Genomic DNA, 23,723 nt, shown 5'->3' with positions numbered 1-23,723 from the left:
GGAGCTGCCGGGAGGCGGCGATATCGGATCCGCCGTTGTCGGTGGGCGGGTGCAGACTCGGACGATGCAGACACTGTTGGATTTGCTGCTGCCCGCCGTCTGCGGCGGATGCGGGGCGCCGGGCACGCGGTGGTGTGCCGGATGCGCGGCGGTGCTGATGAGGCCGCCGGTGCGAGTGCGTCCGCGTACCGATCCGGGGGTGCCGTGCTGGGCGCTCGGACCGTACTCGGGGCCCGCGCGACGGGCCGTACTCGCGACGAAGGAGCACGGACGGCGGGATCTGGCCGAACCGCTGGGGCTCGCCCTGGCCGGTGCGCTGGTGCGGTTGCGGGCGGTCGGACGGCCACTGGTGCTGGTGCCCGCGCCGAGCAGACGGACCGCGGCGCGGCGGCGTGGCGGGGATCCGGTACTGCGTACGGCACGGGCCGCGGCGAGGTGGCTGCCCGATTGCCAGATGATGCCGATGTTGCGGGTGTGGTGGGGTGTGCGCGATTCGGTGGGATTGACATCTGGTGAGCGGCAGCACAATCTGCGCGGCAGGATAATGGCGCGGCCCGGGTACGGCACCGCCGTGCCGACCATGGCGAACGCCGAGGTAGTGGTGGTCGACGATGTATTGACCACCGGTGCGACCGCATGCGAATCGGTACGCGCACTAGGGCGAATCGGTGTCCCGCCACGTGCCTTTTTGGTGACGTGTGCTGCTTGACTCGGGGAAATTTGCGTGAACACTGGCGGACTGCCCGTTGGCGTACTAGCGTCGCGATCACACACCCGAACCGGGAGTTTGGAGGTGGCGCCTCGGACAACTACGTGCCGTCCGATTCCCCGACGTGAGTACAGGGCCCCAAGGGTCCGAGTCCGTGTGATCACGTAGGGCTCCGGTGAGAGAGGGATATCGAATCAGCTCGGCACGGCTCAATTCCGCCGCACGTGAATCGGTATGTGCGGCCAGATCCGGGAGGTACGCGTGACGACTTCTTCACGACCTTCAGTGAAAGATGCAGATCCTTCGGTGCTGGATGCAGGCGCCTTGGAATCGACAGAGCAACCCGCAGCGGACCGGGAGCGGGCCAATCGTGCAGACATCGTGGTCAAGGGCCGCAATGTCGAGGTGCCCGATCACTACCGAATCTATGTCGCGGAGAAACTCTCCCGTCTCGAACGTTTCGATCCGTCGATCTTTCTCTTCGACGTCGAACTGTTCCACGAACGCAACCGTCGTCAGCGTAAGAGTTGTCAGAGGGTGGAAATCACCGCACGTGGTAAAGGACCCGTGGTCCGTGCCGAGGCTCGCGCGGACAGCTTCTATGCCGCATTCGAGTCGGTGACCGCGAAACTGGAGAGTCGCCTGCGCCGGACCAAGGATCGGCGCCGCGTGCACTACGGGGAGAAGACTCCGGTGTCGGTGGCCGAGGCCACCGCCGACCTTGTCGACGATCAATTGTTCGCGCTCGCGAACGGCGCCGCACCGGCGCGCGAGGGCGAGGAATTCGCGGAGGAATACGAGGCCGGACCGGGCCATATCGTGCGCACCAAGGAGCACAACGCGACCCCGATGACCGTCGATGACGCCCTGTACCAGATGGAGCTCGTCGGCCACGACTTCTTCCTCTTCCAAGACAAAGAGACCGACCGACCGTCAGTTGTCTACCGTCGCCACGCTTTCGATTACGGCCTGATCCGGCTCGCATAGCGAAGTGTCGCTACCACCCGGCCGGGGTTCGAGAACCCCGGCCGGGTGATTTTTTCGGTATCCGCGTGCTGGGCGTCGACCGCCGCTCGCGCACGGCTCCAGACCCGGGCCAGGGCCAGTAGCTGACGGAGTTCGGATTCGAAATCGCGCGATACCGGTGTGGATCCTCGGGCCTGACGCACGGTCCGGGTGGGGCCGCGGCCGTTCACCTTCGCCCGAAGCCCATGGGCGATCCGCATCGCGTATTGCCGGTTCGCGCTGATGTCGCGCGGGATCACCACCTCCGTGGGGACGTACCTGTTCAAATGCAGCAGGGCGTCGCGGATTTCGACCGTCATCCGGATCAGCCGCACGTCGGGTTCGCCCTGTCCGCCCGCCGGGTGCAAGACGATCTCCGGCACGGCGGCGGTGACATCGCTCCAGAGTGGTTGCAGCCGTCGGCAATACCGCTTCGACCGATCCCATCCGGCACGAACCGCGAGCAGCTCGACCAGCGGTACCGCCAGCACCACGGAGATGAGGAAGACCGCGCCGTAGTTGGGTGCCGCCCAGCGGACCAGATTCGGATCATCGATGCGCATCTGCCCGTTCAGCAGGGCCGCGGAGAAGGGCAACCCGGCGCTCCCGACGATGATGGGCGCGAACAGTCCGCCGTAGACGAGTCGTTCGTGCACCGTCCGACTGGCGCGGAATTCACGTATCCCGGCCCGCCAGACCAGCCGTCCACACGCGATCGCGGGCAGGCACATGGCAATTCCGACAACCGCCGACTGCCAGTCCGGTACGGCGCCGAGTAGCCGCCCCTCCTGCCGGGCGGAGGTGCCGACGATCAGGATGACCACGACCGCGGCCACCGCGACGATGTCATAGCCGCGCTGGCGCAGCCGCGCCGTGCGCGGATCGGCCCCGGACCACAGCTGCGCGGTGCCATAGAGGCCGATCACGGCCAGCACAATGCAGCCCATGGCCAGCTGATGCATGAGACTGCCGTAGCGGGGGGCGATTTCGTTCTCCAGCAGAATCAGCGCGGCGGCGCCCCAGGCCAGCGAACGATTGAGCAGTCGGTCGGTCATGCTCTCGTGCAGCAGAATCCAGCGACCGACGGTCACCGCGATGACGAACACGATCACCGGCGCCGCGATCGCCCCCGGGATCGGTGATGTCACCGCCTGCGATCGCGGAAGAATGTCCTATGCAGCAACGAATCTCGGCGCGGCGGCCGCATCGCCTGCAACATCACCAGATCTGCGAAGGTTTCGGCGTCGCGCTCGCGGGTGTTGCCGTAGTCGGTCCTGCCGAGCACATGCCGAATGGATTCCGGTGCGATCGACGGCAGCAGTTCGGCGACGGCGGACAGGGTTTCGGTGGTCGGCGCGCAGTCGTCGGCGGGCGCCGGATCCGGTCCGTGCCCGAGCAACATATGCCCGAGTTCGTGGGCGATGATGTGCTCGGCATGCCATTCGGTGGTGTCGGCGCCATAGACGATGACGTCACTATCGTGCTTGGCGATCCACAGCCCGCTCCCGGTGCCACAACCCGCGCCCGCCAGCACCGCGGTATCGACAGGCTGCAATGTTATTGCGCGACCTCGGTATTCGGCCACCGAATCGAGATAGGTCGTCAGGTCCCAGGGGTGCGGTATCGGTACGTTCCGCGACAGCTCGCGGAACCGGGTGTCCATACCGGCCATTCGTTTGCGATCTCCTACGGCAGTTCTACGATCCCGCCCCATGTAGGTGACGATGCTACCGATTCGGCGGCCGAAGTCGATCCGTGCTGTCGATCAGTGCGGTCAGCCGGGCCAGATCCATATCCGATCCGCGCAGTGCGATGCTGGCGACATTGGCGTCGCGCATGGTCGCGAGTAGTTCGAGTTCGCGATCGATCGCCGAGGCCGAGGCTCCGGTGGTGGTGAGGTAATCGGGCTTGACGCCGAAGCATTGGGCGATGGCGGCCAGCACCTCCGACTCGACCCCGCGATCGTCGAACGCACCGTCGCGCATCTTATCGATCTGGTTCGTGGGGATGGTGCGCCGCAGCGTGCGACTGACCTCTTCGGCGACCGAGCTGGTGCTGCGTTCCGGGGCCGACCGCGGATGCATGGTGGCGAATAGTCGGTTGATCTTGCGGCTGAGCTTCAGGCGCTCTCGCGCGGGCGCTTTGTCGGTCATCTCTACCATCTTCACTATCTGCCGTTCCGGATCGTCGCGCCGTTGGCCGTGAGCCAGCGGGCCCGGAATCGGGCCTCGGTGCTCGCATCGATATCGGTGACGCGACTCGCCAGCCAGCGACGATAGCGGCGTTCCTCGACTTCGGCCGGATCGCTTGCCTCGGCTGGGATCTCGAGTAGATGCGAGAACGCCATTTCGACCAGCGGGTGCAGATCCCGTCCCGGTCCGCCGTTGCGTTCCAGCATGGCGGTGGCGTAGCGCGCGGACAGCCGGGAGACGACATTGTTGAGGTCCGCGATCGCCGCCGTCACATGCGGTTCCGTTGCCCGGCCGCGCTCGACGGCGTCGGTGAGCCGGCCGGAGGCCGCGAGCAGGGCCGTCAAATCCGAGAGTTCGAAGCGGATCGAATCGGGTCCGGAGACGATCGAATCGTCGCCGGGGGGTTCGTCGATCTGCTGTGCGGTGGGCGAGCCGCCGGCGTAGGTGCGTGCGGCGCTGCCCGGCCGCCAGCGCAGGGGCGTGTCGAGTTTGTTCAGGGTGTGGATGCTGATCGCGGCGTCGCCGTCCTCGATCTTCCTGATGGTCGGAGCCGAGGGCCCGCCGAGATCGCCGATCTGCATCTGGGTCAGACCGAGCTCGTCCCGACGCTCCTTGATGATTCGGCCGAAGCGCTTCTGCCGCGACAGCTCCGACGTGCTTTGCATAGTGGGCTTCATCGTACGGTTCCCCCGTCCCGAATGACAACTTGATAGAAAGGGTTTGAAAAATTCGTAGAAAGATTGCTACTGTTCTTTCGCGCCGAGCATACCGACACAGGCTTTGTCGGGGTTCCGGGACGAGCAGGGGCGTTCGCCGGGACGGGCGCTCCGGCCTGTTGCGCAACGGCGCGCCGCAGGCCGGCTCAGCGGATTCAGGAGGGGATCGCTGAGCCGGAAACGGCCGTTGGCCTCCCGAGAACAGTTGGCCTCCCCGCCCGGTGGGTGCGGGGAGGCCGATTGGCGTCGGTGGGTCTGGGCTGGATCCTGAACTTACTTTTGGGTAAGGTTCTGGAACGCCAGTGCGCTGATTACTCGGAGAGGCGGACAAGCATGGCTGTCAAGGGTGCTCGCCGTGCCGTGATCGTCTCGGGTGCGCGCACGCCGTTCGTGCGCGCGTTCACCGACTTCACGCGGATGGACTCGATCGCACTGGCGGATGCGGCGGTGCGCGGATTGTTGGAGCGGACCGGACTGCCCGGCGTGCGGGTCCAGGCCATGGTGTGGGGCGGGGTGATCCTGCCGAGCGCCGCGCCGAATATCGCCCGCGAGATCGCCTTGGACCTGAAGCTCGACCCGGGATGTGAGGGGTACACCGTGACCCGGGCCTGCGCGTCCGGATTGCAGGCGGTGACCGCGGCGGCCGCGGCGATCGAGCGCGGCGAATACGACATCATGATCGCCGGCGGCAGTGACTCCACCAGTAATGCCGAGGTGAAGTTGCCGCAGAAGCTGGTGCACGCGGGTGCGCCGCTGGCGCTCGGCAAGCCGAAGGTCAAGGACTATCTGTCCGCGGCCGCGCAGTTGGCGCCCTTCACCGATCTGCTGCCGACGCGGCCCAAGATCGCCGAGCGCACCACCGGCGAGGTGATGGGCGAGTCGGCCGAGAAGATGGCGCGCATCCACGGGATCGGCCGCGCCGAGCAGGACGAATTCGCGGCACGCTCACATCGGCGCGCCGCCGCGGCCATCGACTCGGGGCGCTTCGACGACGAGGTGCTTCGGGTGCGCACCGACGACAATGCGGAAATCGCCCGCGACGGCCTGGTCCGCGCCGACACCAGTGTGGCAAAGCTGGCCGCGCTGAAGCCGGTCTTCGCCGAGGGCGGCACGGTGACCGCGGGTAACGCGAGCCCGCTCACCGACGGTGCGTCCGCGGTGCTGCTGATGAGCGAGGAAGCGGCGCACGCGTTGGGCTACCGCCCACTGGCCGCCTTCCGCTCCTGGAGTTACGTCAGCGTCGACCCCACCGATCAGGTGCTCATCGGCCCCGCCATCTCCATGCCGCGCGCGCTCGACAAGGCCGGAATGTCGCTGGGCGATATCGATCTCGTCGATATCCACGAGGCCTTCGCCGCCCAGACCCTCTCCGTGGTGAGCGCCCTGGCCAGTGACGAGTGGGCCAAGACCCGCCTGGACCGCGATACCGCGGTGGGTGAGATCGATATCGACAAACTCAATGTGCACGGCGGCTCGGTAGCTCTCGGACACCCCTTCGGCGCCACCGGCGCCCGCATGGTCACCACCATGGCGAACGAATTGGCCCGCACCGGTAAGAACGCCGCTCTTCTCGGTATCTGCGCCGCGGGTGGCATCGGCGCCTCAGCGGTGCTCGAACGCGTCTGACGGCGCGTGGGTCATTCGTCGAAGGTCTCGTAGTGGATCGCTTCGGCGAGCGGGCGGCCGGTCCGCCAGCCGAAGCGTTCCAGGTCGGGGATCTGCTGGAATTCGTTGACCGGGCCGATGCACAGCCATGCCACCGGCCGGACGCCTTCGGGCAGGGCGACGAGGTCGGTCAGGAACTCCGGGTCGTAGAAGGAGACCCAGCCGACGCCGACGCTTTCGGCGGTGGCGGCCAACCACAGGTTCTGGATCGCCAGCACCGCCGAATAGATGCCGGTTTCGGGTACGGTCGCGCGGCCGAGCACCTGGGGCCCGCCCCGATCGTGCCGGTAGGTGACCACGATGCCGGTGCCGCTCTCGGTGATGCCTTCGATCTTGATCGGCTCGAAGGTGGCGGCGCGCTCCGGCGTCAGCGAATCGCGGAACTCGACCCGCTTATCCGCCACATGCTCCGCGAACTTCCGCAGCGTCGCGGTATCCCGCACCACCACGAAATCCCATGGCTGTGAATTACCGACGCTGGGCGCCCGGTGCGCGGCCTCGAGGATCCGCCACAGCGTGGCATCGTCCACGAGCGCCCCGGTGAACTCCGCGCGTACATCGCGGCGTCGCCGGATCGCCTCGTAAACACTCAGATCGTCAGCACCCACGCCACTCAGTCAACCAGCAGCGAGCCGGTGTGGATCAACCATGTCCCGTCCCCGAGGAACCGGCCGTGTACTCGGCCACCGGCCCGCGACAACGCTCTTTACGCGCTCACGCGCGGCAGAGGCGGCTCGGAGGCAGGGGAGTCGGACTGGGCGCGGCGGGCGAAGCGGCGGCGGCCCTCGGCCAGTGCCGTGCGCAGACCGCGACGCTTGCCGGTGATCGGATCGAAGCGCGGGGCGGTGTCACCGCCGAATTTGCGTTCCGAGGCGGTCTCCGGAGCATCGTCGGCGGTGTGGCGCAGATACTTGTTCGGCAGCGCGAGCTTGAGGATGGTGCGCCAGGACTTGAAGTACTGCACTGGCAGCGAACCCGTGGTGTAGGGCAGGTCGTACTTCTCGGCCAGCGCGCGCACCTTCACCGCGATATCGGCGTACCGGTTGCTCGGCAGATCCGGGAAGAGGTGGTGCTCGATCTGGTGGCTGAGATTTCCGGACATGAAGTGCATGACCGGGCCGCCCGAGATGTTGGCGCTGCCCAGCATCTGACGCAGGTACCACTGGCCCTGGGTCTCGCCGTCGATATCGGCCTTGGTGAACTTCTCGGCGCCGTCGGGGAAGTGGCCGCAGAAGATCACGGCATTGGTCCACACATTACGCACCATATTCGCGGCGATATTCGCGGTCAGGGTGGTGACGAAGGCGGGACCGGTCAGCAGCGGGAAGAGCAGGTAGTCCTTGCCGATCTGCTTACCGATCTTGGTGAGCACTTCGCTGCGCTTGCGTTCGAACTCGGCCCGCTCCGGTGTGCCCTCTTTGTAGCGCCCGGCCGCCAGCTTGCCCAGCTCGAGGTGTTGGATCGCGACACCGTATTCGAAGAACAGCTGCAGCAGTAGGTTGTAGACGGGGTTGCCGATATTGAAGGGCTTCCACCGCTGGTCCCGGGTGACACGTAGCAGGCCGTAGCCGATGTCGTCGTCCATGCCGAGCACATTGGTGTATTTGTGGTGCAGATAGTTGTGCGTCTGCTTCCAGTGCTTGGCCGGACCGGTGTTATCCCATTCCCACGAGCTGGAGTGGATCTCCGGATCGTTCATCCAGTCCCACTGCCCGTGCATGACGTTATGCCCGATCTCCATATTCTCGATGATCTTGGCGGTGCTGAGCAGGGCGACGCCGGCCAGCCAGGCCGGAGGTAGGAAACTGGCGAAAAGTACCGTGCGCCCGCTGATTTCCAGCGCGCGCTGTAGCCGAATGACATTGCGGATGTACCGCGCATCCTTCTCACCCCGGGAGGATTCGATTTCCCGCCGGATCGCGTCGAACTCCGCGCCGAGTGCCTCCACATCGGCTTCGGTGAGGTGCGCGTACTCCTTGACATCCGAGATCGCCATGGCGGTTACAGTACCGTAAGTTACGTGACCGTAGGTTACGGGAGCGTAGTCGGCTGTGTGGCAAATCCCCCATTGTGGTGTCGCCAGGAGGATGCTACAGGGTGCAGTCGAATCGAGCTCGCCCCACCGCGCTCACCGGCTACGGCGAATGCGGCGCAGCGCCCGCTCCCGCCTGGCCTTGCGGCGCAGGGTGGCCTGCTCGTTGCGGGCCTTTTCCTGTAGCGCGGCCCCGGCCTCGCGGAGCAGCTCCTTCTCCTGCCGGGCCCGCTCCTTCAGCGCCCGCTTCGCCTCACGCAGCACTTCCTTCTCGTGCTTGGCCTTCTCCCGCAGCACCACCTTGGCCTCGGCCAGCGCCGACCGCAGGCCGCGCCGCTGCCCGGTTTCCGGGTCGATCACCAGCCGGTGGTTCTCCGGCAGGAAGTGGGTCTCGTTCCAGGTCTCGGTCCAGCGCTCGGTATTCGGCAGCGTAATGCCGGCGAACTTGCGCTCCGAGGAGGTCTCGGGGGCGTCGTCGGCGGTGCGCTTGAGGAACTTGTCCGGCAGCGCCAGCTTGTGGATGGTCCGGAAAGCCAGCAGATACTGCTTGCCGAGCGAGCCGGTGGTGTAGGGCAGGTCGTACTTGTCGCAGAGTTCGCGCACCCGCACCGCGACCTCGGCATATCGGTTGCTCGGCAGGTCGGGGAAGAGGTGGTGCTCGATCTGGTAGCAGAGGTTGCCGCTCATGAACGCCATGGCGGGTCCGGCCTTGAAGTTGGCGCTGCCCAGCATCTGGCGCAGGTACCACTCGCCGCTGGTCTCGCCCTCCAACTGCTCGATGGTGAATTTCTCGGCGCCGTCGGGGAAGTGGCCGCAGAAGATGACCGCGTAGGCCCAGAGATTGCGCACCAGATTGGCGGTCGCGTTCGCCTTCAGGGTGGACTTCCACGCCGGGCCGGTGAGTGCGGGGTAGAGCAGGAAGTCCTTGCTGACCTGACGCGCGATCTTGCGTCCGAAGTCCACATTCGGCTGGGACATGATTTCCCAGCGCGGGGTCTTCGACAGGTCCTTCTCGATGCTCCAGTCGTGCAGCGCGATGCCCCACTCGAAGCTCGCGGCCAGCACGAGGTTTGCGAAGGGCTGCACCAGATGGATCGGCCGCCACTGCTCGTCGCGGGTCATCCGCAGGATGCCGAAGCCGAGGTCCTCATCCTTGCCGAGGACATTGGTATAGGTGTGGTGCGAGTAGTTGTGCGCCCGCCGCCACTGCGAGGACGGACCCGTCTGGTCCCACTCCCAGGTGCTGGAGTGGATCTCCGGATCGTTCATCCAGTCCCACTGCCCGTGGCTGATGTTGTGCCCGAGCTCCATATTCTCGATGATCTTGGCGACCGAGAGCAGTGCGGTACCGGTCAGCCAGGCCCAGCGGTTGCGGCTGCCGAACAGGATCGCCCTGGCCGCGACCTCGAGTCCGCGCTGGGCGGCGATGGTGCGACGGATGTACTTGGCGTCCCGCTCGCCGCGCGACAGCTCGACCGATCGCCGGATGGAGTCCAGCTCCTGCCCGAGGGTCTCGATGTCGGCGGCCGTGAGGTGGGCGAACGCCTTGATGTCGGTGATGGCCACCGGAGTCCCTTCTTCGGCTTGAACTACCCCGAGGGTACCTGCCGTCTCAGATGCCGCGGGTGCGGCTGCGATCAGACCTCGAGTGTGCAGTCGCCCGCGGCGGCCGAAATGCAGGTCTGCACTTTGTCGCCTTCGCGGCGTTCCTCGCCGTTGCGGAGATCGCGCGCGTGTCCGGAAGTCAATGTCACCACACAGGTTTGGCAGATGCCCATCCGACAGCCGAACGGCATCTGAACCCCGACCGACTCGCCGGCCTCGAGCAAGCTGGTCGCCCCGTCGATCTCCACCGCGCGGCCGGTCTTGCCGAAGGTGACGGTGCCGCCCTCGCCGACCGCCGAGCGCTCGATCTCGAAACGTTCCACATGCAGCCGGTCCGAAAGGCCCGCCGCGCGCCAATGCTGTTCGATCTCGTCGAGCATCGCCGCCGGACCGCAGGCCCAGGTGTCGCGCTCGCGCCAATCCGGGAAGCGCTCGTCCAGATCCGCGAGCGCGAATTTGCCCTTCTCGCCGGTGAGGTGCAGATGCGTGGTGAAGCTGGGATGCCGGTCGTGCAGGTCGCGTAGTTCGGCGCCGAACATCACGTCATCGGAGGTGCGCGCCGAATGCAGATGCACCACATCGGTCACCCGATCGCGGCGGTCCATCGCTCGCAGCATCGACATGACCGGGGTGATGCCGCTACCCGCGGTGAGGAACAGCACCTTCTCCGGCGGCGGGTAGGGCAGGACGAAGCCGCCCTGCGGCGCTTGGAGCCGGATGATGGTGCCCTCTTTCACACCGCCGACCAGGTGACTGGAGAGGAAGCCCTCCGGCATCGCCTTCACCGCGATGGAGATGAGCCGCTTACCGTGCCGGTCCCCACCCTGCTCCCGCCCGCGTCGGCCCGGATCGGTCCAGTTCGGCGGGCAGGTCAGCGAGTAGGAACGCCAGTGCCAGCGGCCGTCGACCAGGATGCCGATGCCGATGTACTGACCCGGCTGGAACTTGAAGTCGAAGCCCCAGCCCGGCTTGATGACCAGTGTGGCCGAATCCGCGGTTTCCTTGCGCACCTCGACGATTCGGCCGCGCAACTCCCGCGCCGACCACAACGGGTTGGCCAGGTGTAGGTAGTCGTCCGGCAGCAGCGGCGTGGTCACCCGCGCAACCGCCCCGCGCAGCACGTTCAGTCGACCGCCGCGCTCGGCGACACTCGCGGCCGGAGCCTCCAGCCACTCGCGGACATTCTTGAACACCATGCGCTGCCGTTCGTCTCTCTCTGTCGTGGCGGCCACCGTCGGGAGCCGTCTCGCCGCTAGGTTACGGCATCGTAGGTTACGGGAATACCGGCGGCCGGTATTCCCCAATTCTGGCAGCTCCGCGACGCGTGCGTCCGCCCGATCGGCGCTTACAGCAATTCGAGCAGGAAGGGGAGTTCCTGCGCGGCGTACCAGGCGAGCTGGTGATCTTCGGCGTCGCCGAGTACGAACTCGGCATCGGTATCGCCCAGATCGGCCGCGTCGACCACATCGACGGCCTTGGCCACCTCGGGTTCGGCCTCGGCGAGATCGACGTGCACCGACGCGATCTGGCTATAGGTGATCGGACCCGCCAGTTTGACCACCGCGTCATCCAGATCGGGGCGCAGCTTCGCGCCGGGGACATCGGCGGCGATCACCGCGCGCCGATAGACCGGGCTACCGGTCGCGGTCGGCGCGACGTCGCGTGGCTCGTCCGAGTCCGCGATGTCCTCGCGCTCGGCGGCCAGCAGGCGCAGCGAGGCCCTGGCGGCCTCGCCCATCGCCACCTCGGCCAGTTCCTCGTCGTCGCCGGAGGCGTAGGCCTCGCGCAACGCCGGGGTGACCGCGAAGGCCGTAGCGCCGATCGGGAACAGCTCCCGGTCCGCCACCAGCTGACGCAGCATCGGCACCGTTGCCGGGATGTAGACCCGCAGTGTGTTCTGATCAGACGCAGGCACCGAGCATCTCCTCCATGGATTCGTGTACCGCCGCCGCGAGTACATCTATGTCGGCCATCGCGTCACGGTCGGCATTGAGTCCGTAGAACACATGTCCGTCGTAGGACGTGATCCCGATGCTCGAGGCCTGATTGCGCAGCAGCGGCGACACCGGATACATCTCCAGCATCCGCGCGCCACCGATGTACATCGGCGTCTGCGGACCCGGTGCATTGGTGATCACCAAGTTGAACGTGTGCTCTGCGAACGTACTCGCCGCCCGCACACTCATCGCATGCAGGCTGGCCGGAGCGAATCCGGCCATATGCACCAGGGTGCGCGCCTGCACCCCGCGCCGATGTTTGCTGTTGGCCTCGGTGGCATGCGAGATATGGGAGAGCCGCATCACCGGGTTGGGTTCGCCCACCGGCAGATCGATCAGGAAGGACGAGACCTCGCTGGCCGGTTCGATCCGATCGCCATCGAGGCCGTCGACATAGACCGACATCGGCACCACCGCGCGTAGCGTCGCCGATTCGGTGAGCGCCTCGTCGCGTGAGAGCAGCCAATTGCGCAGCGCCCCGGTGACCACCGCCAGGATCACATCGTTGATCGAGCAGTTGAACCGCTTGCGGATCCTGCGGTAGCTCTCCAGATCGGTGCGGACCACATCGAAGCGGCGGCTGCGCGAGGTCTTGGCATTGAGTGGGCTGTCGGGGGCGCCGGTGGTGGCGGTCCGCACGGCGGTGACCACGGAATCCACCGCCTTGCCCGCGGCGGCGACCATGGCGAAGGCGTCCGCGGTCGCCTCCCGGACCACCTCCAATGCCTCGCGCGGCTGCGCCGCCAGATGGCTCAGTGCGCCGACCAGCAATTCCACCTCGTTGGGTTCACGCGGTGCGACCCAAGCGTCGTCGGCGACACCGCGCGGCGAGGGGCTGGTATCGAGGATCACATGCCCGATCTCGAGCGCGCTGTCCCCGTCCACCAGCGCCGAATGGGTCTTGGTGAAAATCGCGCTGCGGCCGTCGGACAGCCCTTCGATCAGATACATCTCCCACAGCGGGCGGCCCTGATCCAGCGGCCTCGAGGCCAATCGCGCCACCAGGTCGTGCAGCTGATCATCGGTGCCCGGGCTGGGCAGCGCGGAGCGCCGGATGTGATAGGTGATGTCGAAACGACTGTCCTCCACCCACACGGGCCTGCCCAGTGCGAGCGGGATCTCGCGCACCTTGCGGCGATAGCGGGGAACCAGTGACAACCTGCCCTCGACCAGGTCGACCAGGCGGTCGTAGTCCAGGTCGGAGCCCTCGTCGGTGTTCCGGACGATCGCGAGGGAGCCGATGTGGATCGGATTGCTACTCGATTCGAGCCGATAGAACGCCGCGTCCTGTGGCGTCAGTCTCGTGATCACGCTGCCCGATGCTCCCTTCCGCTGCCCGTCTCACGCCTCATTGTGGTGCCCTACAACGAACCGTAGGCGTTTCTGTGGCATATCAAGCGAAATGAATGCATTCCTTTACCCGCGTCCATTTCCGTGGCAGTGTTTTTCGATTCGATCACAGGGGTAGGGAGAATGCACAGTCGACGACCGTTACTTTCGCTCGCTTCGCGTCGGGGCCACGAGCCGCATTGCCCTCGCCGTCATCGCATGCCGTTTTGTTGCGGACGGTCCCGATCGAGGTCGGTCGCCGCGTCCGGCGCGACGGACGCCTCATATCGTACGGCACCTACCTCGAATCAGGTTCCGCACCAATCGATTCGCTGAAAGTTCGCCTATTCTTCGTCCTCCCGCGGTGTCCCGGTATCGGGCCCGTTGAGTGCATCGGGCGGATGATCCGGTCGCGGCGGGACGGTGTCGGCATGCGCGCGGCCGGCGCTCCGGTGACGAGTACGGTGAGGAGAAAGGCCCGCGGGCGCGGTGACAGAGTCGGGTGAGGTGCCACGACGCTGGTCACCGGCGCCTACCATGGGTGCGGCATTAACATGGAGCGTGCTGCGGATTCCGCTGAGCCCGGCGGGGACGTGCGCACCGGCTGCGCACACCGCCCGACCGGGTGGGGGCCGAACATTTGACACACCGACCAGAGGACTGACGAGACCCGTGCCTGCGCTGACACTGACGAGGTTGCTACGGATTGGTGAGGGTCGCACGGTCAAGCGGCTGGCCCACCTCGCGGACGAGGTCCTGGCGTTGGGGTCGGAGATCGAGTTGCTCACCGACGCCGAGCTGCGGGCCAAGACCGACGAGTTCAAGGAGCGCTACGCCGATGGCGAATCGCTGGACGAACTGCTGCTCGAGGCGTTCGCGGTGGCCCGCGAGGCGTCCTGGCGGGTGCTGAACCAGAAGCACTACAAGGTTCAGATCATGGGTGGCGCCGCGCTACACCTCGGCAATATCGCCGAGATGAAGACCGGTGAGGGCAAGACCCTGACCTGTGTGCTTCCGGCCTACCTCAACGCGCTGTCCGGTGAGGGCGTGCACGTCGTCACGGTCAACGACTACCTGGCCAAGCGCGACGCCGAGTGGATGGGCCGCGTGCACCGCTTCCTCGGCCTCGAGGTCGGCGTGATCCTGGGCGGTCTGAACCCGGCCCAGCGCCGCCAGTCCTACGCCGCCGACATCACCTACGGCACCAACAACGAGTTCGGCTTCGACTACCTGCGCGACAATATGACCCACTCGCTGGACGATCTGGTGCAGCGCGGGCACAACTTCGCCGTGGTCGATGAGGTCGACTCCATCCTCATCGATGAGGCTCGCACCCCGCTGATCATCTCGGGCCCCGCGGACGCCTCCTCGAAGTGGTACGCCGAGTTCGCGCGCATCGCGCCGCTGCTGAAGAAGGACCTGCACTACGAGGTCGACATCAAGAAGCGCACCATCGGCGTGCACGAAGCGGGCGTCGAATTCGTCGAGGATCAGCTCGGCATCGACAACCTGTACGAGGCCGCCAACTCGCCGCTGGTCAGCTACCTCAACAACGCGATCAAGGCCAAGGAGCTCTACAACAGGGACAAGGACTACATCGTCCGCGACGGCGAGGTCATCATCGTCGACGAGTTCACCGGCCGCATCCTGGTCGGACGCCGCTACAACGAGGGCATGCACCAGGCGATCGAGGCCAAGGAAGGCGTCGAGATCCAGCCGGAGAACCAGACCCTGGCCACGATCACGCTGCAGAACTACTTCCGTCTCTACGACAAGCTCTCCGGTATGACCGGTACCGCCGAGACCGAGGCGGCCGAGCTGCACCAGATCTACAGCCTCGGTGTCGTTCCGATCCCGACCAACCGGCCGATGGTCCGCGCGGACCAGTCCGACCTGATCTACAAGACCGAAGAGGCCAAGTTCTCGGCCGTGGTCGACGACGTCACCGAGCGGCACGAAAAGGGTCAGCCGGTGCTGATCGGTACCACCAGCGTCGAGCGCTCGGAGTACCTGTCCAAGCAGTTCACCAAGCGCGGCATCCCGCACAACGTGTTGAACGCGAAGTTCCACGAGAAGGAAGCCGAGATCATCGCCGAGGCCGGTCGGCCGGGCGCGGTGACCGTCGCGACGAATATGGCCGGTCGTGGTACCGACATCGTGCTCGGTGGCAACCCGGACATCATCGCCGACATCCTGCTCCGCAAGGAGGGCCTGGATCCGGTCGAGACGCCGGAGCAGTACGAGGCGGCGTGGCATCCGGCGCTGGAGCAGGTCAAGGCGCAGACCGAGGAGGACGCCGAGGCGGTGCGCGACGCGGGCGGCCTCTATGTGCTCGGCACCGAGCGGCACGAGTCCCGGCGTATCGACAACCAGCTGCGCGGCCGCTCCGGCCGTCAGGGTGACCCGGGTGAGTCCCGGTTCTACCTGTCGCTGGGCGATGAGCTGATGCGGCGCTTCAACGGCGCGGCGCTCGAGGCCATCATGACCCGGCTGAACCTGCCCGATGATGTGCCGATCGAGGCCAAGATGGTCTCCAAGGCCATCAAGAGCGCGCAGACCCAGGTCGAACAGCAGAACTTCGAGATCCGCAAGAACGTCCTCAAATACGACGAGGTCATGAACCAGCAGCGCACCGTCATCTACGGCGAGCGCAACCGGATCCTGCGCGGTGAGGATATGGAGGGCCAGGTCCAGGAGATGATCACCGACGTGATCTCCGCCTACGTGGACGGCGCAACCGCTGAGGGTTACGTCGAGGACTGGGATCTGGACAAGCTGTGGGCCGCGTTGAAGACGCTGTACCCGGTGAGCTTGGACGTCAAGGAACTGACGGGCGAAACCGAGGTCGGCGAGGCGGGTGACCTGTCCAAGGAGGAGCTGAGCGAGGCGCTGCTCGATGACGCGCACGACGCCTACGACAAGCGCGAACAGGAGATCGACGGCTTGGCCGGCGAGGGCTCGATGCGCAATCTCGAACGCCAGGTGCTGCTTTCGGTGCTGGACCGCAAGTGGCGCGAGCACCTCTACGAGATGGACTACCTCAAGGAGGGCATCGGCCTGCGCGCCATGGCGCAGCGTGACCCGCTGGTCGAATACCAGCGCGAGGGTTTCGACATGTTCGCCGCGATGCTCGAGGGTCTGAAGGAGGAGTCGGTCGGCTTCCTGTTCAACCTGCAGGTCGAGGTACAGCAGCCACAGCCGGAGGGCGTCGCGGTCGATCCGGGTCTGCGGTCGCCGGTCGGCGCCACCGCGCCGCGCCCGCTGCCCACCGAGCAGGCTCCAGTCGCCAATGGCGCCCCGGCGGCGTTGCGCGCCAAGGGTATCGGCGAACCCGGTCCGCGCGGCTTCAGCTACTCGGGTCCCGCGGGACCCGATGACGGTGGTCACGCGGCGGTGCACAACGACGCGCAGGAGTACGGCGACGACGACACCGTCGGCACCACGCGTCGCGAGCGCCGCGAAGCGGCTCGGGCGCACTCGAAGTCGAAGCGGTCCCCGAAGACGCGCCGTCGGCACTGATCACCCCTGCCGCTCGATACCGAAGGCGCCCACGGACATCGATCCGTGGGCGCCTTTGTCGTATTCGAGCCGGGTCGGAGTACTCGCGAGCCCGCCGGTGCGGCGGAGGTCGAATACCGCGTCCAGGCCGCGGTACTCGATAAACGCGCCGACGGCGCGACCGAGGCGACAATTCCCGGCCGTGCCTGTATCGCGGAGTATCTTTCGGGACGTGGACCGCCGCGCAGTGGAAGCATGGGTCGACGACTATGAACGGGCTTGGCGGTCGCCGGGCACGCAGGCCCTCGACGCGCTCTTCAGCCCCGACGTCACCTACCTGGTGTCCCCGTGGGCCGAACCGATCACCGGACTCGCGGCCCTGGCCGCATTCTGGGAACAGGGCCGCGACGGCCCGGACGAACCCTTCACCATGGATTCGGAAGTCGTCGCCGTGGACGGCTTCACCGCCGTGGTCCGGGTCGAGGTCGAATACGCCCGAGACACCCCCGGCCGCTGGCGCGACCTCTGGATCCTGCGCTTCGACCAGGTCGGCCGATGCGGTTGGTTCGAGGAATGGCCGTTCGCCCCGGGCCAACCCGACGGCCAGTGACGGCGACCGCGGGCCGGCAATTTCCCGTGGACTATTTCACCGCGACCCGGACACCACCGGAGAAGACTGAATCATGGAATTCGACGGCGGACGGGGTGGTGCCCCGCGGCACGTCGAAGACCAGGGTCACCGAGATCTTGTTGCCCGGATTGATCTCGCTGATCACGTTCTTGTTCAGGTTCAATTCGGCGGCGGTGTCGTTGGTGTAGAGCCTGCCCTGGTCGTCGACGAGTTTCTGGTTTTCCCCGAAATAGGTCTGCGGTCGGTCGCCGGTATTGGTGACGTCGATGTGGACCAATACGTATTCGCCCTGGGCGTCCTTCTTCAGGAACTGGTTGTCACCGACCGTCGGCACCGGCGGATCGACGCGGGTGACGACGAAGCCGAACTTGCCGTCGCGGACCTCGGCGCCTGCGGGTGCGGCGGAGGTGCGCTGCTCCTCGCCCTTGGCGACCTCATCGGCCGCGCTGCTGAGCAGTGCGACACAACCGCCGAAAAGTAGGAGTGCACCGGTGAATACGCCGAACAGTACCCACGGCCAGATCGCTCGCTTCTTCGGTGGCGCGGGGTAGTGCATGGCCTGTGGACGAGGGCCGGGCCAGGGCTGCTGGGGATTGACCATGGTGGTGTCTGCCTTTCAGAGCGTGGACGACTCGCTACCGGTCCGGACAGGGAGGGTGCCACGGCACAGCTACCACTGGAGGAGCGCCTGCTGATCGGTGCGGCAGGCGATGATCGTGTGAACCCCCTGTTCGTGGAGCACAACCTATTCGGAAAGTGTCGCGCGGCTCGGGGTTTCGCATGGCTCGAGCAAACATTCGGGAACCGGCCTGGTTTCGGTCCGGACTCGCCGTGTCCGGCCGTGCCATATCGGAGAAAGACCTGGAAAACCGGGCGGTCTCGCAGCGCTTCGCCCTCTCCATGATTCGGGGTCGACGGCCCGCAGCGGGGTCGGGCGTGGTGCCGGGCGGGCAATTCCGGCGCGGTGGCCGTACCGTCCAAGCCATGGGCGACAACGAATCTCGGCGCGACGATCCCGAGTTCAGTGAACGGGGCTATTGGGCGTGGCGGGATCGGCTGGAAGCCGAGCTCGAGGTGGACGACCCGGAGGCGGCGCAGGCGGTGGTTCGGGATGCGGGTGAGTGGTACGAGGCATTTGTCCGGATGCGGGAGGGCGCTCTGAAACGGCGGGCGCGTTTGTATGTCGGCGGGATCGCCGTTCTTCTGCTGGGCGCGCTGGCGGCCTGTGGCATTGCCGCGATGGTCTGGCGCGCCACTGTCTGGGCCGTCGTCATCTGCGGTGTCCTCGGTCTTGTCGCGGTATTCCACTATGTCAGCACCGTGGCCGCCGCCCGCGCCGCCCACAAACTGGAGCTCGGTGTTCTCCTACGGCAATTTCCCGGCACCGCAACATATTTGGGAGGAGACGGTGCGCAAGCGCACGGCCTGAGCGCTCCGGCGGCGGCTCGCACTCGGCCACCAGCTCGCCTGGTTCGGCCACGCGCTCCGATCCGCGCGGGCCGAGCACCCCTACGCGCCGTAATGCGGCGCGCCGTGCGATGACCGGCGGTCGCAGGCGCGCGGCGGATTCCCTGTGCGCCCGCGGCTGATTCAGATCTGGGCGGTCCAGTTGACCGGTGGCAGGCCGTCCGCTCGGCGTAAGGTGTCGGCGACGGACTCGAGATAGAGCAGCGTGCGCATCGACAGACCCTGCGCCACGCGGCCGAGTCTGCGCAGCGCGACATTGTCCAGGTCGTCGAGCACCTCCTGATCGTGGCTGTAGGTGAGGACCGGCGTGTACCCGAAATAGCCCGGGTCCAGGCCGAAGACCTGTGCCAGACCGGCTCGCACCGAGTCGGGTGCCTCGGCGACCTGGCCGGTGCGCATAGCCCGCACATAGTCGGCGGAGATGCCGTGACCCAACGCGGTCAACCACCCCGCGACGGTCTCGTCAGCGAGTGGGCGTCCGTGCGTTCGTTCCCACATCTCGAACGCCAGACTCACCCGAGTTCCGAATTCCTTGGTCACGCCCACCTCGCCTCCTGGCTCCAACGCCGTTGACGAATCAATGAATTACCGTCACCGTAATCCGCTCAGCCCACCGAACAGTCGGTTTCGCCCCAAAAGCCCGTCTTACCAGGCTCGATGGGGATCGGACCGAACCTCTTGCCCGATACCGTGCGAACTTCCCAACCCCTTGCCCGGTTCGGGAGACGGCTGCCGGATCCGCTTACCAGGGATCGTTGGAGTTCAGGGCAACCAGCAGCAGGCGGATCGCGGCGATGCGGCGTTCCTTGCCGGGGAGCAGGTCCAGTGCGCATTCGGGGTCGGCGGGCGGGCCCAGGTGGGTGCAGCCGCGTGGGCAGTCCTCGATGGCCTCGGCCAGGTCGCTGAAGGCGGCGATGACATCGTCGGGGGTGATGTGGGCGAGGCCGAAGGAACGCACGCCGGGGGTGTCGACGACCCAGCCGCCGCCGGGCAGCGGCAGCGCGACCGACTGGGTGGAGGTGTGCTTGCCCTTGCCGACGCCGGACACCTCGCCGACCGCGCGATCGGCGTCGGGCACAAGCCGATTCACCAGGGTCGATTTGCCGACCCCGGAGTGACCGATCAAGGCGGTGAGGCGGTCGGTGAGCAGATCGATGACCGGATCGCTCGGGTCGTCGATGCCGCCGTAGACGATCGTGAGAGCGAGATCATCGAACGCCGACGCGAATTCGGAGTCGGCGGCCAGATCGTGTTTGGTCAGGCACAGGATCGGTTGCAGCCCGCCGACGTACGCGGCGACCATGGCGCGCTCCACGAAGCCCGTGCGCGGCGGCGGATCGGCGAGGGCGACCACGATGAACAGTTGTTCGGCATTGCCCACGACGACGCGTTCGAACGGGTCGGTGTCATCGGCGGTGCGGCGCAGTACGGTGCGGCGTTCGGCGACCCGGACGATGCGGGCCAGGGTGTCGGGTTTGCCGGACAGATCACCGACCACGTCGACCTGGTCGCCGACCACGATCGGGGTGCGTCCGAGTTCGCGGGCGCGCATCGCCACGATGCGCCGGTGCGGGTCGCCGTCGAGGACACATCCCCAGCGTCCGCGGTCCACCGAGACCACCATGGCGGCCTCGGCGTCGATGTGCTGCGGCCGGGTCTTGGTCCGGGGACGGGTGCTCTTGCCCGGGCGGACCCGGACATCGGATTCGTCGTAGCTCGCTGTGGAACGTCCCCGACTCAGCGGACCGCTCCGCGCCCGGACAAGGCCGTGTCGAGCATCCGCTCCCACAGCGATACGAAATTCGGCAGCGTCTTGGCGGTGGTGCCGATGTCCTCGATCGCGATGCCGGGGACACGCAGCCCGAGAATCGCGCCCGCGGTGGCCATCCGGTGGTCGGCGTAGGAATGCCACCGGCCGCCGTGTAATTCGGCGGGCACTATCTCCAGCCCGTCCTCGGTCTCGGTGACTTTGCCGCCGAGCCGGTTGATCTCGGTGGACAGCGCCGCCAGCCGGTCGGTCTCATGTCCGCGCAGGTGCGCGATGCCGCGCAGCCAGGACGGGGAGTCGGCGAGCGCGGCGAGGGCGGCGACGGTCGGGGTCAGCTCGCCGACGTCGTGCAGGTCGATGTCGATGCCCGCCAGACGCTCCGGACCGCGCACGGTGAGCACACCGTCGAAGATGCGGGCCTCGGCGCCCATGCGCACCAGGATCTCGCGGATGACGTCGCCCGGCTGGGTGGTGAGCCGCGGCCAGTGCGGAATGCTGACCTCGCCGCCGGTGACCGCGGCCGCGGCCAGGAACGGGGTGGCGTTGGACAGGTCCGGCTCGATCTCCCAGTCCACCGCTCTGATCGGGCCGGGCTCGACGGTCCAGATCTGCGCCCGGCGGCTGTCGGCGGGCGCCTGCACGCGCACATCGGCGCGGCGCAGCATTTCCACGGTCATCTCGATATGCGGCATCGACGGCAGCGCCTTGCCGTCGTGGTGCACGGTCAGTCCCTCGTCGAATCGGGCGGCCGAGAGCAGCAGCCCGGAGACGAACTGTGAGGAACCCGACGCGTCGATGGTGACCGCCCCGCCGCGCAGCGCGCCTTTGCCGTGCACCACGAAGGGCAGCGCGTCGCCGTCGATATCGGCGCCCAGTCCGCGCAGCGCGTCCAGGATGGTCCGCAGCGGACGCAGCCGGGCCTGCGCATCGCCGTCGAAGGCGACATCACCGGTGGCCAGCGCCGCGACCGGCGGCAGGAAGCGCATCACGGTGCCCGCGAGTCCGCAGTCCACGCTGCCGCCGCCCAGTGGGGCCGGGGTGACTGTCAGGGTCTCGTGCTCGCCCGCGATATTCGCGCCGAGCGCTCGCAGCGCCTCGATCATCAGATTGGTGTCGCGGCTGCGCAGCGCGCCGGTGATCGTCGACGGACCATCCGCCAGTGCCGCCAAGATCAAAGCGCGGTTGGTGATGGATTTGGATCCGGGCAGGGTGACGGTTGCGTTGACTGGGACATCGACATGGGGCGCTGGCCAATAAGTCACGGGTCCATCTTCGCCCATCCGCGGCCCGGACACGCGGGCGGTCGCGAACTGGTGAGTAATTCGGATGCGCCACCGGCGGCGAGGGCCCTACGCGGACCGGCCGCCCGAATCGAAGCATGCCGTACCGGTTCACGCGCGACAGCCGCACCGGGCGGTGTGCCGGTGCGGCTGTCGCAGTGGGGGACCGTGCTTACTTGTGACGCCCGTGCAGGAACGGCACCATCTTGCGCAGCAACTTCATGGTGGAGTCGGTACGCGAGTAGCTGAGCAGCGCCATGCCGGGAATCGTGAAGCGTTGCACCGCGATCGAGTGCGGGCGGCTGAATTCGCGCAGACCCGGCTCGCCGTGGATGCGGCCGATGCCGGAATCCCCGACGCCGCCGAAGGGCAGGCCCGCGATCGCGGCGAAGGCGAGCACCGAGTTGACCGAGGTCGCGCCCACGCGCAGCCTGCGCGCGATCTCCAGGCCGTTGTTCTTGGAGTAGACCGCCGAGGAAAGGCCGTACTTGGAGTTATTGGCCAGTTCGACGGCCTCGTCCACGCCGTCCACGGTGCGAATGGTGACGGTCGGGCCGAAGGTCTCCTCGGCCACCGCCTCGGAGTTCTCGTCCACGTCGACCAGCACGACCGGTTCGATGAACGGGCCCTTGACCGATTCCGGTCCGCCGAGCACCGCGGTGCCGCCGTTCTTCAGCGCATCGTCGATGTGGCGGCGCACGATGTCGATCTGGCTGGGCATGGTCATCGGGCCGTAGGCGGCCTTCTCGTCGGAGCCGGGCTTGATGTCCTCGAGGATCCGCTTCACCTCGGCGACGAATTCATCGCGCACCGAGCGATCGACATACACCCGCTCGACACCGGCGCAGGTCTGTCCGCTGTTGGCGGTGGCGCCCCAGGCGACGGCGTCGGCCGCGGCCTTGACATCGGCGTCGCGCGCGACGATCACGGCATCCTTGCCGCCGCATTCCAGCAGCACCGGGGTGAGGGTGTCGGCGGCGGCCGCCATGATGCGCTTGCCGGTGGCGGTGGAGCCGGTGAAGGCGATTTTGTCGACGCCGGAGCGGACCAGCGCGGCGCCGGTGGCGCCGTAGCCGTTGATGGTTTCGAATACACCCTCGGGCAGTTCGGGATTGGCCTTCTTGAACGCTTCGGACAGGAAGTTGCCGATGCCGGTGGAGAATTCGCTCGGCTTGAATACGACGGTGTTGCCCGCGGCCAGCGCGTATGCGATGGAGCCGTTCGGGGTGTAGACGGGGTAGTTCCACGGGCCGATCACGCCGATCACGCCGAGCGGGCGCTGCTCCAGCCGGGCGGAGAAGTTGGCCATCAGCGCGCCGGGGGAGATCTTCTTCGGCGACAGGATCTTCTTGGCGTTCTTGGCTGCCCAGGCGATGTGCTCGAGCGCCAGCATCAATTCCAGGAAGGCGTCGTCGAGCGGCTTGCCGTTCTCCCGGTGGATGAGTGCGCAGAACTCCTCGGAGTCGGCGACGAGCCGACTGGACCAGCGCAGCAGATGTTTGCGGCGCTCGTCGAAGCTCAACGTGCCCCAGGTGGCGGCGGCGGTGCGGGCCTTGGCGACGGCCGCGCGCACCGCGTCCTCGTCATCGATGGTGTAGGTCGCGATGACCGCGCCCGTGGCCGGATCGACCGACGTCAGCGCCGTGTCGGGGGCGGCGGGTGTGGTCTCGGTGGTTGTCACGTTGGGGCTCTCCTCTTACCTCTGCGGTGGCCGGTCGGTGCGCGTGCCGGAGCGGACGGGTGTGATCCAACCCATCCGTTGAGAGAATGCTAAGCCAAAACTCTCACCAGGTCATCCCCATCCGCTGAATGTCCGCGAGCTTGTCGGT

The 23,723-nt window shown here is 66.9% G+C and carries 21 protein-coding genes; 6 read left to right on the top strand and 15 right to left on the bottom strand.

The features are described 5' to 3' along the window. Positions 1 to 64 precede the first annotated feature (64 nt). Complete coding sequence (locus AB0H61_RS16455) at positions 65 to 709, top strand: ComF family protein (RefSeq protein ID WP_357304660.1); 645 nt, start codon at positions 65 to 67, stop codon at positions 707 to 709. Between the two features lie 261 nt (positions 710 to 970). After that, entirely contained in the window at positions 971 to 1,696 is a 726-nt protein-coding gene (raiA, locus tag AB0H61_RS16450; RefSeq protein ID WP_357304657.1) for a ribosome-associated translation inhibitor RaiA, read from the top strand. Here raiA and AB0H61_RS16445 read toward each other — a convergent pair. From AB0H61_RS16445 to AB0H61_RS16430, 4 genes are read right to left on the bottom strand one after another with little or no spacing between them, the layout of a single operon-like run. Further along, positions 1,672 to 2,862, bottom strand: coding sequence for an MAB_1171c family putative transporter (locus tag AB0H61_RS16445; protein ID WP_357304655.1), 1,191 nt, complete (start codon positions 2,860 to 2,862; stop codon positions 1,672 to 1,674). The genes raiA and AB0H61_RS16445 overlap by 25 nt on opposite strands. After that, entirely contained in the window at positions 2,859 to 3,386 is a 528-nt protein-coding gene (locus AB0H61_RS16440; protein ID WP_357304652.1) for an ImmA/IrrE family metallo-endopeptidase, read from the bottom strand. Before AB0H61_RS16440 ends, AB0H61_RS16445 begins: the two co-directional genes overlap by 4 nt. Before the next feature lie 55 nt (positions 3,387 to 3,441). Further along, a complete protein-coding gene (locus AB0H61_RS16435) occupies positions 3,442 to 3,867 on the bottom strand; it encodes a hypothetical protein (RefSeq protein ID WP_357304649.1) in 426 nt (141 codons plus the stop codon). A gap of 14 nt (positions 3,868 to 3,881) precedes the next feature. Further along, positions 3,882 to 4,571: a helix-turn-helix transcriptional regulator gene (locus tag AB0H61_RS16430; protein ID WP_357304646.1), complete on the bottom strand. Its 690-nt coding sequence runs from the start codon at positions 4,569 to 4,571 to the stop codon at positions 3,882 to 3,884. Positions 4,572 to 4,955: 384 nt separating this feature from the next. Between AB0H61_RS16430 and AB0H61_RS16425 the strand changes: the two genes are divergently transcribed. Next, positions 4,956 to 6,248 (top strand): acetyl-CoA C-acyltransferase, encoded by a 1,293-nt coding sequence (locus tag AB0H61_RS16425; RefSeq protein WP_357304643.1) that lies wholly within the window; start codon positions 4,956 to 4,958, stop codon positions 6,246 to 6,248. Between the two features lie 11 nt (positions 6,249 to 6,259). Here the strand turns inward: AB0H61_RS16425 and bluB are convergent, their stop codons facing one another. The 6 genes from bluB to AB0H61_RS16395 form a co-directional block, all read right to left on the bottom strand. Next, the gene (gene bluB, locus AB0H61_RS16420; RefSeq protein WP_357304640.1) at positions 6,260 to 6,895 is read right to left on the bottom strand and encodes a 5,6-dimethylbenzimidazole synthase; all 636 of its coding nucleotides are present in this window, start codon (positions 6,893 to 6,895) and stop codon (positions 6,260 to 6,262) included. Between the two features lie 98 nt (positions 6,896 to 6,993). Beyond that, a complete protein-coding gene (locus AB0H61_RS16415) occupies positions 6,994 to 8,283 on the bottom strand; it encodes a fatty acid desaturase (protein WP_357304637.1) in 1,290 nt (429 codons plus the stop codon). 132 nt (positions 8,284 to 8,415) lie between these two features. Next, a complete protein-coding gene (locus AB0H61_RS16410) occupies positions 8,416 to 9,885 on the bottom strand; it encodes a fatty acid desaturase (protein ID WP_357304634.1) in 1,470 nt (489 codons plus the stop codon). 71 nt (positions 9,886 to 9,956) lie between these two features. Further along, complete coding sequence (locus tag AB0H61_RS16405; protein ID WP_357304631.1) at positions 9,957 to 11,120, bottom strand: ferredoxin reductase; 1,164 nt, start codon at positions 11,118 to 11,120, stop codon at positions 9,957 to 9,959. Positions 11,121 to 11,269: 149 nt separating this feature from the next. Then, positions 11,270 to 11,785: a hypothetical protein gene (locus AB0H61_RS16400; RefSeq protein ID WP_357305188.1), complete on the bottom strand. Its 516-nt coding sequence runs from the start codon at positions 11,783 to 11,785 to the stop codon at positions 11,270 to 11,272. Between the two features lie 40 nt (positions 11,786 to 11,825). Beyond that, positions 11,826 to 13,232, bottom strand: coding sequence for a wax ester/triacylglycerol synthase family O-acyltransferase (locus AB0H61_RS16395; RefSeq protein WP_357304628.1), 1,407 nt, complete (start codon positions 13,230 to 13,232; stop codon positions 11,826 to 11,828). A 690-nt stretch (positions 13,233 to 13,922) separates the two neighbouring features. Here AB0H61_RS16395 and secA point away from each other — a divergent pair. Together secA and AB0H61_RS16385 are read left to right on the top strand one after the other, a co-directional pair. Then, complete coding sequence (gene secA, locus AB0H61_RS16390; RefSeq protein ID WP_357304626.1) at positions 13,923 to 16,769, top strand: preprotein translocase subunit SecA; 2,847 nt, start codon at positions 13,923 to 13,925, stop codon at positions 16,767 to 16,769. A gap of 211 nt (positions 16,770 to 16,980) precedes the next feature. After that, positions 16,981 to 17,358 carry a nuclear transport factor 2 family protein gene (locus AB0H61_RS16385; protein ID WP_357304623.1) on the top strand — a complete coding sequence of 126 codons (378 nt, stop codon included), beginning with the start codon at positions 16,981 to 16,983 and terminating at the stop codon, positions 17,356 to 17,358. Positions 17,359 to 17,389: 31 nt separating this feature from the next. Here the strand turns inward: AB0H61_RS16385 and AB0H61_RS16380 are convergent, their stop codons facing one another. After that, complete coding sequence (locus AB0H61_RS16380) at positions 17,390 to 17,980, bottom strand: DUF4352 domain-containing protein (protein ID WP_357304620.1); 591 nt, start codon at positions 17,978 to 17,980, stop codon at positions 17,390 to 17,392. Positions 17,981 to 18,363: 383 nt separating this feature from the next. On the opposite strand from AB0H61_RS16380, the gene AB0H61_RS16375 reads away from it, so the two are divergent. After that, positions 18,364 to 18,921, top strand: coding sequence for a hypothetical protein (locus tag AB0H61_RS16375; RefSeq protein ID WP_357304618.1), 558 nt, complete (start codon positions 18,364 to 18,366; stop codon positions 18,919 to 18,921). Positions 18,922 to 18,969: 48 nt separating this feature from the next. Here AB0H61_RS16375 and AB0H61_RS16370 read toward each other — a convergent pair whose 3' ends face one another. From AB0H61_RS16370 to AB0H61_RS16355, 4 genes are all read right to left on the bottom strand, one after another. Further along, positions 18,970 to 19,392 carry a hypothetical protein gene (locus AB0H61_RS16370; protein WP_357304616.1) on the bottom strand — a complete coding sequence of 141 codons (423 nt, stop codon included), beginning with the start codon at positions 19,390 to 19,392 and terminating at the stop codon, positions 18,970 to 18,972. A gap of 196 nt (positions 19,393 to 19,588) precedes the next feature. After that, positions 19,589 to 20,587 carry a ribosome small subunit-dependent GTPase A gene (rsgA, locus tag AB0H61_RS16365; protein WP_357305185.1) on the bottom strand — a complete coding sequence of 333 codons (999 nt, stop codon included), beginning with the start codon at positions 20,585 to 20,587 and terminating at the stop codon, positions 19,589 to 19,591. Beyond that, on the bottom strand, positions 20,584 to 21,894 hold the full coding sequence (gene aroA, locus AB0H61_RS16360; protein ID WP_357304613.1) for a 3-phosphoshikimate 1-carboxyvinyltransferase: 1,311 nt from the start codon (positions 21,892 to 21,894) through the stop codon (positions 20,584 to 20,586). The genes rsgA and aroA overlap by 4 nt, the downstream gene beginning before the upstream one ends. A gap of 172 nt (positions 21,895 to 22,066) precedes the next feature. Further along, positions 22,067 to 23,575 carry an aldehyde dehydrogenase family protein gene (locus AB0H61_RS16355; RefSeq protein WP_357304610.1) on the bottom strand — a complete coding sequence of 503 codons (1,509 nt, stop codon included), beginning with the start codon at positions 23,573 to 23,575 and terminating at the stop codon, positions 22,067 to 22,069. Positions 23,576 to 23,723 lie beyond the last annotated feature (148 nt).

Origin of the sequence: Nocardia sp. NPDC050710 (assembly GCF_040654375.1) — a bacterium.
In the GTDB taxonomy this organism is placed as follows: Bacteria; Actinomycetota; Actinomycetes; order Mycobacteriales; family Mycobacteriaceae; genus Nocardia.
Note: the sequence above shows the minus strand (reverse complement) of the source record. Positions and strands in the feature narration are given on the sequence as shown.

Bases quoted from the DNA above. Each gene is read 5' to 3' on its own strand.
- AB0H61_RS16455 (WP_357304660.1), top strand. From the start codon at position 65: ATGCAGACACTGTTGGATTTGCTGCTGCCCGCCGTCTGCGGCGGATGC.
- AB0H61_RS16440 (WP_357304652.1), bottom strand. From the start codon at position 3,386: ATGGCCGGTATGGACACCCGGTTCCGCGAGCTGTCGCGGAACGTACCG.
- AB0H61_RS16435 (WP_357304649.1), bottom strand. From the start codon at position 3,867: ATGACCGACAAAGCGCCCGCGCGAGAGCGCCTGAAGCTCAGCCGCAAG.
- AB0H61_RS16430 (WP_357304646.1), bottom strand. From the start codon at position 4,571: ATGCAAAGCACGTCGGAGCTGTCGCGGCAGAAGCGCTTCGGCCGAATC.
- AB0H61_RS16425 (WP_357304643.1), top strand. From the start codon at position 4,956: ATGGCTGTCAAGGGTGCTCGCCGTGCCGTGATCGTCTCGGGTGCGCGC.
- AB0H61_RS16415 (WP_357304637.1), bottom strand. From the start codon at position 8,283: ATGGCGATCTCGGATGTCAAGGAGTACGCGCACCTCACCGAAGCCGAT.
- AB0H61_RS16405 (WP_357304631.1), bottom strand. From the start codon at position 11,120: ATGGTGTTCAAGAATGTCCGCGAGTGGCTGGAGGCTCCGGCCGCGAGT.
- AB0H61_RS16400 (WP_357305188.1), bottom strand. From the start codon at position 11,785: ATGCTGCGTCAGCTGGTGGCGGACCGGGAGCTGTTCCCGATCGGCGCT.
- AB0H61_RS16380 (WP_357304620.1), bottom strand. From the start codon at position 17,980: ATGGTCAATCCCCAGCAGCCCTGGCCCGGCCCTCGTCCACAGGCCATG.
- AB0H61_RS16375 (WP_357304618.1), top strand. From the start codon at position 18,364: ATGGGCGACAACGAATCTCGGCGCGACGATCCCGAGTTCAGTGAACGG.
- aroA (WP_357304613.1), bottom strand. From the start codon at position 21,894: ATGGGCGAAGATGGACCCGTGACTTATTGGCCAGCGCCCCATGTCGAT.